Origin of the sequence: Providencia sp. PROV255 (genome assembly GCF_028478065.1) — a bacterium.
In the GTDB taxonomy this organism is placed as follows: Bacteria; Pseudomonadota; Gammaproteobacteria; order Enterobacterales; family Enterobacteriaceae; genus Providencia; species Providencia rettgeri.
The window spans coordinates 1-13619 of record NZ_JAMPMI010000033.1 but is presented as its reverse complement, the minus strand read 5'-3'; the positions used below and the strand labels follow the sequence as shown (position 1 = coordinate 13619).

Genomic DNA, 13619 nt, shown 5'->3' with positions numbered 1-13619 from the left:
TTATAACTCACCAATTACGAATTAACGTAACAGGCTCAGAACACCTTGTGGAACTTGGTTAGCTTGTGCCAACACAGCAGTACCTGCTTGTTGCAGAATTTGACCACGGCTCATGTTAGAAACTTCTGTTGCGAAGTCAGCATCTTGAATACGGCTACGTGCTGCGCTTAAGTTGTTAACAGAGTTGTTCAGGTTGTTGATGGTAGATTGGAAACGGTTTTGGATCGCACCTAATTTAGAACGGCTTTCATCAACTTTGTTGATTGCGTCGTCTAAAGTTGCTAATGCATCTCCTTTTACGTTTAATGCATCAGCCGTAGAAGCCTTACCTGCATCAGGTGTAAATTCATTTCCTGCAACTGCTGCAGAGGTTTTTAAATTAATTTGAGTTGTAGTTGTTGAATCAGCTTCAAAATCCGATGCACTAACTAAGTAAGACTTACCACCTTCAGTTGCAATATATTTATCTGCAACTGCTTTGCCATCTACTACATATTCTTTAACATCCAGACCTGTTTTATACGTTGTCGCCCCTGAGATACCTAATTTAGCCTCATTTACCGCACTACCAGCTTCAGTTTTGCCAGTAACAGTACCCGCAGGAACTTTATCAAATAACTTATCACTTGATACCCCTAAAGTATCATTGTCAATTTTATCCAAACTAAATTTAATTACTTCATTATCGTTAGTACCCACTTGGATACTCATTTCATTTTTTTCGCCACTCAGAACTTTAACGCCGTTAAACTGCGTTTGTTCTGAAATACGATTGATTTCGGCTAAACGTTCAGTTACTTCATTTTGAATTGAAGTAATGTCTGAGTTGGAGTTAGAGCCATTTTTCGCTTGAACCGTTAACTCACGAATACGTTGTAAGTTATCATTGATTTCGTTCAATGCACCTTCAGTGGTTTGTGCGATAGAGATACCATCGTTAGCGTTACGAGCTGCCTGAGTTAAACCTTTAACGTTTGAAGTAAAACGGTTAGCAATCGCTTGGCCTGCCGCATCGTCTTTAGCGCTGTTGATACGTGAGCCAGAAGATAAACGCTCAATTGCAGAACCTAATACGCCTTGTGAACGGTTTAAGTTGTTCTGAGTTGTCAGAGACAGAATGTTAGTGTTGATAACTTGTGCCATGATGTGATCCTTATTATTCAAATTAATGCGTTAAGCCAAAATGCTTAACTTGATGAATTTCGTCAGCAACTAGGTTATCGGCTACAAAAAAGTCCCCTTTAGGCTTTTTGATGAAAATTTTTATCTATAAGGTTAGAAATGGCTTTACCGCCCGCTTTTAATGCCATTATTTTTTAACACTTTCGTTTTTAACACACTCATTTATCTTTATTAACTTTCTTATTATTTAATTTCAATAGCGATAATTAACTACTTTTCTCTTATCAGCTCCCGCCATCACTCTTTTTCAGAATAGTCTAAAATTTTGCTCCGTTTTGCCGATAAGACTCTAAATAGATTTTATTACAGGTTTTATGTCACAGACATAGCGTAGGAGAAAATATGGCAGGAATATCCACTCTCGGTATCGGGGCAAACTTAGATTTAAATGTGCAAATGGACCAAATTGAGGCAATGGAGCGTCGCCGCCTTGACCCATTAACCACACAGAAAGCCAGCTATGACGCGCAAATTAGCGCCTATGGCAAAATGCAATCATCATTAGAAAAACTGAAAAAAGCCGCTGAGGACTTAAAAAAATACGGCGATATCAGTACCACCAAAGTCACTGGTGAATATAAAGCCTTTGACGTAAAAACCGATGGTAAAGCAGTCGCCGGTGTGCACGATGTGTTAGTGACGCAACTTGCTAAAGCACAAACTATCGCCACTAAAGGCCATTCTGACAACAAGCAACTCTTAGGCAGTAATGCTAAAGAACGTACCATCACGATCACTCAGCCTTCACAAAAAGAAGAAAAAGATAAGATTGTTATTAAACTTGATGACCAAAGTACGTCTTTAATCGAGCTCGCCGATGCAATTAATAAAACAGATAAAGGTGTTACCGCATCTGTTATTAAAGACCGAGATAATCAATACCACCTTGTCGTAACCTCAAAAAAAGAAGGTACTGACAACCGCATTAGCATTAATGTGGAAGGTGACGATGAACTGGCTAAAATACTAAATGTGGAATCTGATGTTGATAAAGACGGAAAAATTATCATCAAAGATGAGAAAACTAGCGGTATGGAGCAAAAGGTTGCCCCTCAAAATGCACAGTTAACTATTGATGGATTCGAACTTGAGTCGCAAACCAATGAAGCCAAAGATTTGTTCCCTGGTTTAACACTGACACTAAAAAAAGAAAGCGAAGACAATAAAGCTGACCATTTAATGGTTTCTGAAGATATCGAGCCCGCTAAAGATAAAATTAAAGCATGGGTAGATGCCTATAATGAATTCCAAACGTTAGCGAAAGAACTGACAAAATACACACCAAATGAAAGTGGAACAACTCCTAATAAAACCAACGGCCCGCTCATTGGAGATTCCACGTTACGAGTTATTCAAAGTACGATGCGTACTCAAGTCCGTGCTCCACAAAATAGTGGTGAAATCGATACATTCAATAAAATGGGGGTAAAACAGAAAGTAGATGGCACATTAGAAATTGATAACAAATTGCTGGATAAAACCCTCAAAGAAAACCCATCGAGTGTTAAAGTATTTTTTGCTGGTGACGGTAAAGAAACTGGATTTGGGACTGAAAATTTTAATTTTTTAAAAGGTACTTTAGATACAAAAGATGGCTCATTACACAACGCCACCGATGGCGTTCAGAAGAAAAAGAAAAGTTTAGATAAACGTATTGAGCAGACCAATAAACAAATCGAAAACACCATGGACATGTACCGTCGTCAATTCCAAAACCTCGATAAAATGATGAGTTCACTCAATAGCACAACGAATTCTTTAGGCCGATTATTAGGCTAACACTTTTAGGTTAAAAACATGTATCAACGACACGCACAGCAAGCTTACCAACAGGTTGATTTAGAGAGTGAAATCACCAACGCGACCCCATACCAACTGATCCAAATCCTGTTTAAAGGGGCCCTTAGTGCCCTGAAACGCGGGGAGATTTTTATGCAGCAAGGTAAGGTGGCGGAAAAAGGTAAAGAAATCTCAAAAGCTATTGACATCATTGACACTGGGTTAAAGCAGTCGTTAAATTATGAGGCTGGCGGCGAACTTGCAGAAAATTTAGCAAGTTTGTATGAGTACATGACAATGCAGTTACTTCGCGCCAACCTCGAAAACAACGTGGCTTATGTCCAAGAAGTTTACCAGTTACTCTCCGATATCGCCTCTGCGTGGCAACAAATCGGTGCAAATGTGGATGAAAGATAATCAGGTGGACAATAAAAATCCTATCGATTTACATGAAATATACCGTAATGTCTTAGTATTAAGTGAAAATTTAGTTGCCTTAGCGCAATCCGGGGAATGGGAGACATTGGTCTCCCGAGAGACAGAATATGTCCTTGCGGTGGAAAACCTCACCAAGTTAACGCAAGCGTTCGAAGAACAGCAGCCAATCACTGAAGAGTTTATTCAGTTATTGCATAAAATTATTGAAAATGAACGCATTACTAAAGAATATTTACAACAGCATTTAAACTTTTTAAGCAAAGAAATTAAGCAATTAGACCAAAAACGGGTATTAAATAACAGCTATGGCCAATTTGATGAGCCGGATACCCCGTTAGTCGTTCGCCCAATGGAATAATTTGAGTGTCAGGCCGACAGACCTGACACGCCTTTTATATTTAACTCTCAGCCTATTGCTGCTGTTTTAAACGTTGCTGCTTTTTCAACTTTTTCAACAGAATATTGCGTTTTAGCGGCGATAAGTGATCGAGGAACACTTTACCGTGTAAATGGTCGATTTCATGTTGCATGACAATCGCTAAGAACTCGTCGCTGTCTACTTCAAACGCTTTACCGTGCCTATCGAACGCTTTCACTTTAACGCGCAGGAAGCGGTCTACATCGGCGTAGATTTCAGGTACAGACAAGCACCCTTCTTGATAACTGGTTTCCCCTTCACTTTCGACGATTTCAGGGTTAACAAATACCATCGGCTCATCACGGTTTTCTGAAATATCAATCACCATAATGGATTTAGTTTCCGCAATTTGCGTGGCAGCGAGACCAATACCGTTATCGGTGCTGTACATGGTATCTAACAGATCGTCGATCAAGGTTTGTACCGCAGCGAAATCCGTCACTGGGCTGCATTTAATACGCAGTCGTTCATCTGGAATTTCAATAATTTCTCTTACTGCCATAATTTAAACCCTATAAATTCGATTACTTTCATTCAAATATCAATCATTCAAACTATTTTAAGCAACAGTGACGCATACAATAGCCGCTAACTGCCGCCACAACTCTGCCTGTGAAGTATGAAGAGCAGATAAAATATTATCGTCTTTCTATTTCACCAACAACATGCAAAAAATGGCATTGTTAATCAGAAAACAAAATTTATTTTAAACATCAATAAATTAACGCCTGTCTGTTTAGACTGCCCCTTCATGGAACATAAGCCACATAAAATTTTACAGAAAAATAACACGTTATTTGGAAAAAAACATCTAAAACAGGAAAAATGGTGACCCTTTGTAGGCTCTTTACTGTTTTTGCTTTTACCCACTGATGGCATCTATTCGCTTGTGGCTATTTTTTCGCTTTTAGTTTTTATTAATATTGAGAATATATTTAGGCCACATTAAAGTTACTATCAATTTAAATTAAATTTTCAAAATAAGCACTATCAACTATAATTCCATCAAATAAAAGTATCTAGTTAATATAAAAAATATATATCACTGTATTTATTTCACTCAAACACGGATATCCCGAATAAATATCATTTTAAAAATCGATTTTACCCACCAAATAAATATCTTTATTATAAACGAATAAAGGAAAATAAATTTATCTTTCATTCTTCTTTTAGATAATAATTTTAAATAATACGGAAATTAACAAATGAAAAAGAAAATATCATCCCGTCTTTTGTCAGCTCTATTACTTAGCGGTGTGTCTTGCAATGTAATAGCCAACACTTCATTTTCAAGTCCTCCACCATCCTTAAGCAGTGTCAACGCGCAAGGTATCAGCACTAATGTTAAAAAAATTAGTGATATCAGTGGAAAAATCAACCATATCAACACTACAATTAACCAAATGGACTCACGTTTTAATAGCGACATTGACACATTAAAACAAAATAATAGTAAACTTAAATCAGAAACTATAGATATACGAAATGATTTAAAAGCATTGAATGATGAAATCGTTAGTTTTGAACAAATATATTCTCAAGATATTTTTCAGGAAATAAAAAACAACAATGATTTAATTAATAGTAAAATCACATCAATACAACAAGGCAGAGAAAAAGAGCACCATGCACTTGACTCAAAATTAAAAGATGTCGAATTACATTTGCAAGGAGCACTAACTGGTGTCAATGCGGCTGACCAAATCACCAACCAATTAAATACCAATATGCAAAATCTAGATAACAAAGTGATTGGAAATACCTCGTCAATTAAGACCCTAAAAAGTAACACGTCGAAAACGCAAAAAGCTAATGAACTCAAATTCACCAGCTTAGAAAATAAAGTTGATCATGGGCTCCATCAGCTTGATAGGAAAATAGATAAACGTGCTCAAGAAGCGAATTCCGGTATTGCGTCTGTCGCAGCAATGAGCAATATTCCTTACGCAACAAATACTCGTTTTAGCGCAGGGATTGGTGCAGGTAATTACAAAAATGGCTCAGCGATCGCTGCCGGTGCTCAATATCAACTAAAAGAAAACATCAACCTACGCAGTTCTGTATCTTGGAATAATTCAGATGCTGCGGTTATTGGAGCGGGTGTCGCCTTCGGGTGGTAATTCTTCAACCTATATTGTTCTTATCATTTTTATAAATTATTTATAAGCCTTAACCAATAGTACCAATGATATATTGGTACTATTTATATTCGCCACGCAAATTAATATCAACATTAACTGGCTTTAAATTAAGCTTAATCTTGGCTGTAAGTGATAATGGCAATTGGTGTAGGGTTAATGGTAACCCAAAGATTAGACATGCCACTACGAGTTTGAGATGACTCACTCACTTTGTGACAGCTAGTCTCTGATTGGCATTTAGTGAGAATGTCACTAGCGACTTGTGAGCTAAACCCTTGCTTTGTCAAATAGCCCATTTCATTTTCTAGCTTCTGTTGGAAGTCCAAAAAATCCGGTTTTGGCGAGGCATAATCCTCAACCCCAACAAGTGTGGTAGCCACTTGAATGAGCGTACCACCATCAAAAGTGAGTTGGTTTTCATAGCTCCAATCATTAAATGGCTTTTGCTGCCCAAAAGTACAAACTGTTTTACTACCACTTGCTTGGCATTTCCCCGCCTTAATAAAACTGATGCTATCAATGCTTTGCCCCCAGTTTAAGCCAAATGGTGCAGTCGATGTGCTATCACACCCTACCAATAACAGTGCAGTAGCACCAGCTATCATCCATTTCATACCCTTACCTCACAAGTCAATTTTCTTCATGCTACAGCGAGGAGCCGCTAAATTAAAGTAAAAAAGCCATCAACTATTCACACACTCAAAATTAATCTTTAAATTATACATTATTTATTTAACGTTAAATTTACAGATAATTATTTATTATCAATAAGATAAAATTAAAACATATAAATTATCGGATACTCATTGCCAGATTTACCTTAGCTCTATACAATGCTTTTCTTTACACGGCCCCAGAGTCACTGCAATTACAAATAACTATCCTATTATTAGTCAGTTACCCCTCTAGCCATACCTAAAACTCCCTAGATGGTGTTCGAATAAAAGATAGCTGAATCGTTAAAGCTTAACTCTAGAATAAATTGGCTTTGCAGCTAATGGGCTTAGTAACCAAGCGATAGGCTATAGCATTCATCGTCCGTATTATTAACAAACAACCATAACGTAAAGTGCATATTGTGAAATTACTATTTTGTCTTTCTTTAACAACCGCCATTCTTTCTGGTATATGGGCTTGGGTTGCTGATAGTTTAGGGCTAATCGGCTGGGCAGGCTTTTTAGGCTGTACAGCCTATTTTGCTTATCCTAAAGATGGGATAAAAGGTCTGGGTATTACCGCATTAACCGTCTGTAGTGGTGTGGTTTGGGGCTTAGTGATCCTGCACAGCGGTGACTACCTGAAGCAGTTACCTCACTTTGTAGGGTACTTCGTTACTGGTATTGTTGCCTTTTTGATGTGTATACAAGCTAAAAAACAGTGGCTTTCTTATATACCCGGCACGTTTGTCGGCACCTGTACTATTTTTGCGGCAGAAGGTGTTTGGTTGGTCACTATTCAATCACTATTAATTGGTGTGCTATTTGGTTTCGCAATGAAAAAAAGTGGGCTTTGGTTATTTGAAAAGTTCTCACTGGGTAAAAACTAAAAAAAACCGCCTATATGGCGGTTTAAATAAATCAATGAAACCAAGGGAATTTCAAACAGATTCGATATTACATTAAAATTCTCTTACGACAATATATAACATTTTGATTTAACTTGTGATTAATTAAAAAATCGACTAAGTATTATTACATAAGCTCACAAATATAATAACGATGAATTTGTTAACAAAATGATAAAATTCCATCATGGAATATCCATTTAGATTAATAAAGTTTATGTAACTGGTCTAATACCAGTCGCATTCATGTTTACTAACATAAGGATATAGTGGAATTCGGATTTTTCTGTATCTTTCTTTTCTCTAAAATAGTTAAAACTATTTATCATTTATTGCTATAATTCTCTTTTTATTTATTAACTTATAGCCTTATGCTTCATTAAAATGAAAAATCAAAGCATAATAAACTGATAATTTTTATATTATCAAATCGCAACATACGTCAGCTCAAAAAACACTCATTTATCCTTCTGCTATACTTATACGTGAAATATCTTATAACCCGTAAGTGAGTTTAACCAAAGGAAGAAGATATGATTAAAAAAATTTGTTTTTTGGCCTGTTCATTAGCTGTCGTATTCTCTTTAAGCGCATGCAACACCACTCAGGGTGTTGGTGAAGACATAGAAGCCGGTGGAGAAGCCATACAAAGAGCTGCTAAATAATTGTTAACTGACATCATCGTTAAATATTAACTTTCCCACCTAAAACTCTCATATATTTCAAACGGTGATGATCTCACCGTTTGAGATATAAATTAAAATACCTATAAATTCTCAAGCCTTATAATTTAAAAATACAGAACCTTTTAATATTGGTTAGCAGGATCACAACTTAATTATGCCCCCCTTTTACAATGGAAACATCTAGCTAGGAGAGCATAATGAACAAAAAAAATAAAATTAATGTGTTAGACCTTATTTCACCTGAGATGCAATCTGTAATGCGATTTTATGCAGAAAATCCATCTCCAGCACCTCTTGACGCCACTTATAATGGTATGCGACAAGCGTATATTGAAGATAGAAAATATTGGAATTCAGAAGCGCCAACGATGCACTCCATTCACGATATTCAAGTTCCAACTAAATATGGCAATATTTTGACGCGTATATTTCAGCCGATTGAATCCCCATCAGCCACCTTGTTTTATCTCCATGGCGGTGGGTTTATTTTAGGTAATTTACAGACCCACGAACGTATTATGCACTTACTGGCACTATATTCGGGCTGTACAGTTATTGGAGTTGATTATTCGTTATCCCCTGAAGCACGCTACCCTCAAGCAATTGAGGAAATATCCATGGTTTATCAGTACTATCAGCAAAATGCTGAACAATATAATATCAATATGCAACAAACTGGCTTTGCCGGTGACTCAGCTGGCGCGATGTTATCTCTTGCTTCTGTACTTTGGTTACGTGATAACGTGATAGAATGTACCAATATAAAAGCTGTTTTATTGTGGTATGGGCTGTATGGTTTGCAGGATTCAATAAGCCGACGGCTATATGGTGGAGAATGGGATGGGTTACAAAAACAAGATTTAGAAGATTATGATAATGCCTATCTTGGTGAAGCTGGCGATAGAGAGGCGCCATATTATTGCTTATTCAATAATGATTTAACCTACGGTATTCCACCTTGTTATATTGCCAGTGCTGAGTTTGACCCACTATTAGATGATAGTTTGGCTTTATTCCGAACGCTAGATGCCAATGATATACCTTGTGAATATAAAATGTACCCAGGAACTTTGCACGCCTTCTTACATTATTCACGCATGATGCAAATATCAGACGAGGCGATTCGTGATGGTGCTAATTATTTTATCAAACAACTTTTATAATATTAACTCTGTATTTATTGAAAATAGCAGGCTATAAAACGAAAAAACCTCGCATTTAGCGAGGTTTTTGAATGCTTAGCGATTCGTTATCGTTATTTAGCGATAACGTTAGCTGCTGCTGGGCCTTTAGCACCATTTTCGATGCTGAATGAAACTTGTTGGCCTTCTGCTAATGATTTGAAGTTATCACTTTGAATTGCAGAAAAGTGAACAAATACATCTTTGCTGCCGTCTGCAGGAGTGATAAAACCAAAACCTTTATCATCGTTAAACCATTTTACTGTACCAGTCATTGTATTAGACATAGAATTTCCTTTAATTTTTTAAAATTGCCATAAGGCATGTTGCGGTTTGTTCTTGTGGTACTTATGGGAATTAATTAGAAGGAATTCGCAATGAAGTGGTATCTGAGATAGCGCTTAATGGTGAACATCTTAAAACTGACTAACATAAATAGGCCTGTACTTCCAAACCAGTGGGCATATTAAGCCACACTTAGAACCAAATGGCAAATTTTATTTTCGCGTCGATTTTATAAACAAATAGTTTGCTGTTTATCTTAATCTTAACCCAAAAGTTCTTACGTCCTCGGGTTTAGTATCTATCAAAAACGCCGTAATCCGGTCTTTCACCTCTCATCACAGCTCGCTGTTGCTCATGTACAGCCTCTCTATCAGCTCTTTTTTGTTCAGATGAACGGGCGTCTTTATGTGGCTTAGGCCAGGTTGACTTATTGGGCTCAAAAGAAGGTGTAAATGTACAACCTGTCACTAAAAAGAGGCAAAAAAGCGAAGAGATTAATTTCATAATGATCTACTTGGGTAATTATTGACAATAGAAAAACCTAGCAAAATTAAATATCGATAACAACCTTAAATATCCTATGTGAATGTTGAAAACATTAAGGATTGGCGGCTTAATCCTATTTAAATGAATAATAGGTAATAGAAACGACTATAAAAAAGTATCAATCAACTGACTGATTTATTCCATAATATAAAAAGCAGCCATTTATAGCGGCCTCGCCATACTAGATGTCTATATATTTACATTATAATCATCGAATTCTTTAATTATCTCATCAGCTATCTGCTCAAAAAAACTACTTATATTTATATTAAGGATCCTTAGTACTGATACCAACATATGGTATCAATTTTATTAACACCTCGTACATCGCGATACAATTATTGATCACTTTTACAGCTGCTCAATCTTGCAAACTCACTTGCGGTATATCCAGCATTGCGCCTTAATATTTTAATTTTCTTTCCTATTAATGTTGACACAGTGCTTTCAGTCTTCATACAAAGACTCCAGTCGAAATCGATAAACTTACTATTTTTAATCTATCTACCATTAACTAATGTAATGAAGTTTAGATTAAAAAAATGTAATCAAACTGTAAGGCTAACCATTAGCCTCCATTGATAAAGTATCCTCAATATATCAATAGAGGATATCTAAATGAAAAAAAAACTACTTTTAGTATTCATTCCTTTTATTTTAACTCCAGCAACTTCAATAGCGTCAAATAATATTTTAAGTGTTCATATTCTTAATCAGCAAACAGGGAAGCCAGCCCCTAATGTTGAGGTTACATTAGAGAAAAAACAGGGAAACAATTGGGTACTCATAAACACAGAAAAAACAAGTAATGATGGCAGAATTAAATCTATCTTACCTGACAGCCCTGAGAAGCCTTCTATAGGAGACTATAGAGTGATTTTTAAAACTGGTGAGTATTTTAAGCAACAAGGTAAACACAGTTTTTTCCCTGAAATCCCCGTTGAATTTCAAATAGATAATTTAGATGAACATTACCATATCCCCTTGCTTTTAAGCCAATATGGTTATTCAACATATAGAGGGAATTAACTCTTTTCAGCTTATAAACCAATGCAGTATTAATCAGGTATTGATACTGCATTCGCATAATATAATTACAAGTAACTATCTCGTATTATTTCCGCATTTTTTGCAATAGATGTTTTCTCCAAAAAATTAGCAATAACAAAAATATACCTACAGCTATTAGCATACTTATTGAAAAATGAGTTGGTAGTGAAAGAACTAGTTTACTAATAAAATATCCTGCAGAAACTATCAAAGCTCCCCAAATTGCGCCACCGATAATATTTAATATAAAAAATTTAAATGGACTTACATCACTAGCACCGATAATAATAGGTCCTATTGTCCTTAACCCATAAGCAAAGCGAATACCTATAACAACCCAATTCTCATTTTTTTGAATATATTCTTGCGCATATACTATTTTATCTTTTTGACTATGTAGTTTGGGTAAAATTTGTGCTCCAAAATAACGGCCTATAAAAAACAATACATTATCACTAACAATCCCACCTAAAGAGGCTGCTATAACTACTTGAGGGTAAGAAAGTAATTGATTATGTGCTGCTATGCCCGATAAAAAAGCTACTGTTTCTCCCTCAATCATGGAACCCAGAAACACAGCTAAGTATCCATATTCAATTATCCAGTGAGATAGAGCCTCCGACATATTATGATTGACCTTTATTATGACGTTTAACAATAGCTATAAATATCATGTAATTAATTCAATTGCGAGAATTAAATAAATACACTATATACTAGTATAGTAATCACTTTATCGCTCCTCCCTATATAGTAAAAACCAACCGTTTACAGTTGGTTTTTGCTATATAACTCAAGCGAAAGCAAGTTTCATCGAAATAAACTTAGTTTATATCTCCGCTACATGCAATTATAGTTTTATACTCATCCAAATTACTAAAAAAACTTTCAATATCAACATTCAATACCTTTAATATAGCTACTGTCTCCGCTATTCCTATCTTATCAATTTCATATTCATAACGATATAGTTGCTGCTCACTCTCTATTCCCGCCATTCTAGATAGCTCGAATACTGATAACCTAGCTTTTATCCTTAATTGACGAAGACTGCAAGCAATATGATTAGAAATCGAATTTTGGTTATCCATTAAATATCTCCTATTATTAATTAGTATTTACATAAAAAGCCTTGAAGGTAGTGACCTGTTTTATGGACTAATTAATAATATATGGAAACATTTAATTTATATCGTATGCTGTAAGTATTAAAAATTTCATTACTAAATTTCTGACTCTACCTTTTGCATACTCTTTAGCCTGTTTATTTAGTAAGTAATTGAATACCAAAATTGGAAAACTCACATAATTAGATAATGTTCTAAATATACCAACCACTCAAGCTGACACATGAGTTTTTTCCTTACGATGATTGATTAAATCCACTTTCACAAACTTTAAATTCATCACTCAATTTTCCCCAGTTTTCAGGTGCGCCACTACCTTCATAAGTCCATAATGAATTAGCTTGCGATGAAAAAGTGAAAGCAGCCAAAATACATAATATTATTTTATTGTAACACATATGATAATAACTCGAGTTATTAATTTGAGTTTCAAAACTACACTTTGATTCACACAAATAGCATTAGGATTCACCCCATTAATTCAGCAAAAAGCACTACTTATCAAAAACAAACCATACAACACTCTGTTATAATCAAAACACTACCCAAAAGTTAACCTAAATCTCCAAATCCATTTCCACTTCGTCCGCTAATTGCTCTGCTTCTAGCTTAGCGAGTCTCTCAGCTTTTCCGTTCAATTTGCTCTTTAAATGCCTGAATTTTGACATTCTTACCTAAGAGCTCATGATTTTTAATCTTTATCAGGCCATTTGATTTTCATGAGAATAGTTTCTTTGGTGCTCTCATCGTAGTCACGGATTGTCGTAGAGATATCAAAACCTGATAATGTTGTCCGCCATGATTTAGGCCAACTGCTTATTGGTTTTAGCTTCCCACCATCATTGACAATATCTGATACATCCATTTGGTCAATTTCGACAAAGCGGTTAAAAACATAATCAGCATTTATTTCGACACGTTCATTCCTATTTAATTTAAGTCTTTAATTCTATTTTGAATGCTAACATTTATTAACAGTCGGCTTGATTTTACGTTTGCAGTTTTATCGCTGTATCCTGCATGAATAGCCGCCTGTGTAGTGTTTAAATCGCTGAGGTACTCGCAACAAAAAATTTCTTATTTGCTGGTAAGCGCCATATTATGCCTATAACTTTGCTTAAGAGGATATAGGTAATAATGTCAAATAAGAAACCCGCACTTGGCGGGTCATATATTTCACTTGTTAAACTTCTCATTTTTAATAAAGAATAGGTTCTAC

16 protein-coding genes are annotated in these 13619 nt (G+C 35.6%); 8 read left to right on the top strand and 8 right to left on the bottom strand.

Going from position 1 to position 13619, the window contains the following annotated elements; translation table 11 throughout:
- Window positions 1–21 precede the first annotated feature (21 nt).
- Entirely contained in the window at window positions 22–1143 is a 1122-nt protein-coding gene (locus PR725_RS21670; protein ID WP_196723442.1) for a FliC/FljB family flagellin, read from the bottom strand.
- 381 nt (window positions 1144–1524) lie between these two features.
- Between PR725_RS21670 and fliD the strand changes: the two genes are divergently transcribed.
- The 3 genes from fliD to fliT are packed head-to-tail and all read left to right on the top strand — an operon-like array spanning window position 1525 to window position 3757.
- On the top strand, window positions 1525–2961 hold the full coding sequence (gene fliD, locus PR725_RS21665; RefSeq protein WP_196723441.1) for a flagellar filament capping protein FliD: 1437 nt from the start codon (window positions 1525–1527) through the stop codon (window positions 2959–2961).
- Window positions 2962–2979: 18 nt separating this feature from the next.
- Window positions 2980–3378, top strand: coding sequence for a flagellar export chaperone FliS (fliS, locus tag PR725_RS21660; protein WP_004909969.1), 399 nt, complete (start codon window positions 2980–2982; stop codon window positions 3376–3378).
- On the top strand, window positions 3368–3757 hold the full coding sequence (gene fliT, locus PR725_RS21655) for a flagellar protein FliT (protein WP_109911176.1): 390 nt from the start codon (window positions 3368–3370) through the stop codon (window positions 3755–3757). Before fliS ends, fliT begins: the two co-directional genes overlap by 11 nt.
- Before the next feature lie 52 nt (window positions 3758–3809).
- Here the strand turns inward: fliT and def are convergent, their stop codons facing one another.
- Entirely contained in the window at window positions 3810–4319 is a 510-nt protein-coding gene (def, locus tag PR725_RS21650) for a peptide deformylase (protein WP_272570402.1), read from the bottom strand.
- A 706-nt stretch (window positions 4320–5025) separates the two neighbouring features.
- Between def and PR725_RS21645 the strand changes: the two genes are divergently transcribed.
- Window positions 5026–5940, top strand: coding sequence for a YadA C-terminal domain-containing protein (locus PR725_RS21645; RefSeq protein ID WP_238789238.1), 915 nt, complete (start codon window positions 5026–5028; stop codon window positions 5938–5940).
- Between the two features lie 134 nt (window positions 5941–6074).
- Here PR725_RS21645 and PR725_RS21640 read toward each other — a convergent pair whose 3' ends face one another.
- Complete coding sequence (locus PR725_RS21640; protein WP_042851567.1) at window positions 6075–6575, bottom strand: hypothetical protein; 501 nt, start codon at window positions 6573–6575, stop codon at window positions 6075–6077.
- Between the two features lie 464 nt (window positions 6576–7039).
- Between PR725_RS21640 and PR725_RS21635 the strand changes: the two genes are divergently transcribed.
- The 3 genes from PR725_RS21635 to aes all read left to right on the top strand — a co-directional run bounded on the left by PR725_RS21635 (window position 7040) and on the right by aes (window position 9374).
- On the top strand, window positions 7040–7507 hold the full coding sequence (locus PR725_RS21635) for a DUF1097 domain-containing protein (protein ID WP_004909951.1): 468 nt from the start codon (window positions 7040–7042) through the stop codon (window positions 7505–7507).
- Between the two features lie 551 nt (window positions 7508–8058).
- Complete coding sequence (locus tag PR725_RS21630; RefSeq protein WP_004909948.1) at window positions 8059–8190, top strand: entericidin A/B family lipoprotein; 132 nt, start codon at window positions 8059–8061, stop codon at window positions 8188–8190.
- 218 nt (window positions 8191–8408) lie between these two features.
- Entirely contained in the window at window positions 8409–9374 is a 966-nt protein-coding gene (gene aes / locus PR725_RS21625) for an acetyl esterase (RefSeq protein ID WP_210850296.1), read from the top strand.
- 92 nt (window positions 9375–9466) lie between these two features.
- On the opposite strand, the gene cspE is transcribed toward aes, so the two are convergent.
- The gene (gene cspE, locus PR725_RS21620; protein ID WP_004909940.1) at window positions 9467–9679 is read right to left on the bottom strand and encodes a transcription antiterminator/RNA stability regulator CspE; all 213 of its coding nucleotides are present in this window, start codon (window positions 9677–9679) and stop codon (window positions 9467–9469) included.
- 1162 nt (window positions 9680–10841) lie between these two features.
- On the opposite strand from cspE, the gene uraH reads away from it, so the two are divergent.
- Entirely contained in the window at window positions 10842–11252 is a 411-nt protein-coding gene (uraH, locus tag PR725_RS21615) for a hydroxyisourate hydrolase (protein WP_109911174.1), read from the top strand.
- Window positions 11253–11337: 85 nt separating this feature from the next.
- On the opposite strand, the gene PR725_RS21610 is transcribed toward uraH, so the two are convergent.
- The 4 genes from PR725_RS21610 to PR725_RS21925 all read right to left on the bottom strand — a co-directional run bounded on the left by PR725_RS21610 (window position 11338) and on the right by PR725_RS21925 (window position 13474).
- Entirely contained in the window at window positions 11338–11898 is a 561-nt protein-coding gene (locus PR725_RS21610; RefSeq protein WP_004909929.1) for a DedA family protein, read from the bottom strand.
- A gap of 199 nt (window positions 11899–12097) precedes the next feature.
- Window positions 12098–12364 (bottom strand): helix-turn-helix domain-containing protein, encoded by a 267-nt coding sequence (locus PR725_RS21605; RefSeq protein ID WP_004909925.1) that lies wholly within the window; start codon window positions 12362–12364, stop codon window positions 12098–12100.
- A gap of 727 nt (window positions 12365–13091) precedes the next feature.
- Window positions 13092–13265: a hypothetical protein gene (locus PR725_RS21930; RefSeq protein WP_004909922.1), complete on the bottom strand. Its 174-nt coding sequence runs from the start codon at window positions 13263–13265 to the stop codon at window positions 13092–13094.
- Between the two features lie 65 nt (window positions 13266–13330).
- The gene (locus PR725_RS21925; RefSeq protein ID WP_442959448.1) at window positions 13331–13474 is read right to left on the bottom strand and encodes a terminase small subunit; all 144 of its coding nucleotides are present in this window, start codon (window positions 13472–13474) and stop codon (window positions 13331–13333) included.
- Between the last annotated feature and the right edge of the window lie 145 nt (window positions 13475–13619).

Coding starts and splice junctions, on each gene's coding strand:
- PR725_RS21670 (WP_196723442.1), bottom strand. CDS start 1,143: ATGGCACAAGTTATCAACACTAACATTCTGTCTCTGACAACTCAGAAC.
- fliD (WP_196723441.1), top strand. CDS start 1,525: ATGGCAGGAATATCCACTCTCGGTATCGGGGCAAACTTAGATTTAAAT.
- fliS (WP_004909969.1), top strand. CDS start 2,980: ATGTATCAACGACACGCACAGCAAGCTTACCAACAGGTTGATTTAGAG.
- fliT (WP_109911176.1), top strand. CDS start 3,368: ATGAAAGATAATCAGGTGGACAATAAAAATCCTATCGATTTACATGAA.
- def (WP_272570402.1), bottom strand. CDS start 4,319: ATGGCAGTAAGAGAAATTATTGAAATTCCAGATGAACGACTGCGTATT.
- PR725_RS21645 (WP_238789238.1), top strand. CDS start 5,026: ATGAAAAAGAAAATATCATCCCGTCTTTTGTCAGCTCTATTACTTAGC.
- PR725_RS21640 (WP_042851567.1), bottom strand. CDS start 6,575: ATGAAATGGATGATAGCTGGTGCTACTGCACTGTTATTGGTAGGGTGT.
- PR725_RS21630 (WP_004909948.1), top strand. CDS start 8,059: ATGATTAAAAAAATTTGTTTTTTGGCCTGTTCATTAGCTGTCGTATTC.
- aes (WP_210850296.1), top strand. CDS start 8,409: ATGAACAAAAAAAATAAAATTAATGTGTTAGACCTTATTTCACCTGAG.
- cspE (WP_004909940.1), bottom strand. CDS start 9,679: ATGTCTAATACAATGACTGGTACAGTAAAATGGTTTAACGATGATAAA.
- uraH (WP_109911174.1), top strand. CDS start 10,842: ATGAAAAAAAAACTACTTTTAGTATTCATTCCTTTTATTTTAACTCCA.
- PR725_RS21610 (WP_004909929.1), bottom strand. CDS start 11,898: ATGTCGGAGGCTCTATCTCACTGGATAATTGAATATGGATACTTAGCT.
- PR725_RS21605 (WP_004909925.1), bottom strand. CDS start 12,364: ATGGATAACCAAAATTCGATTTCTAATCATATTGCTTGCAGTCTTCGT.
- PR725_RS21930 (WP_004909922.1), bottom strand. CDS start 13,265: ATGGATGTATCAGATATTGTCAATGATGGTGGGAAGCTAAAACCAATA.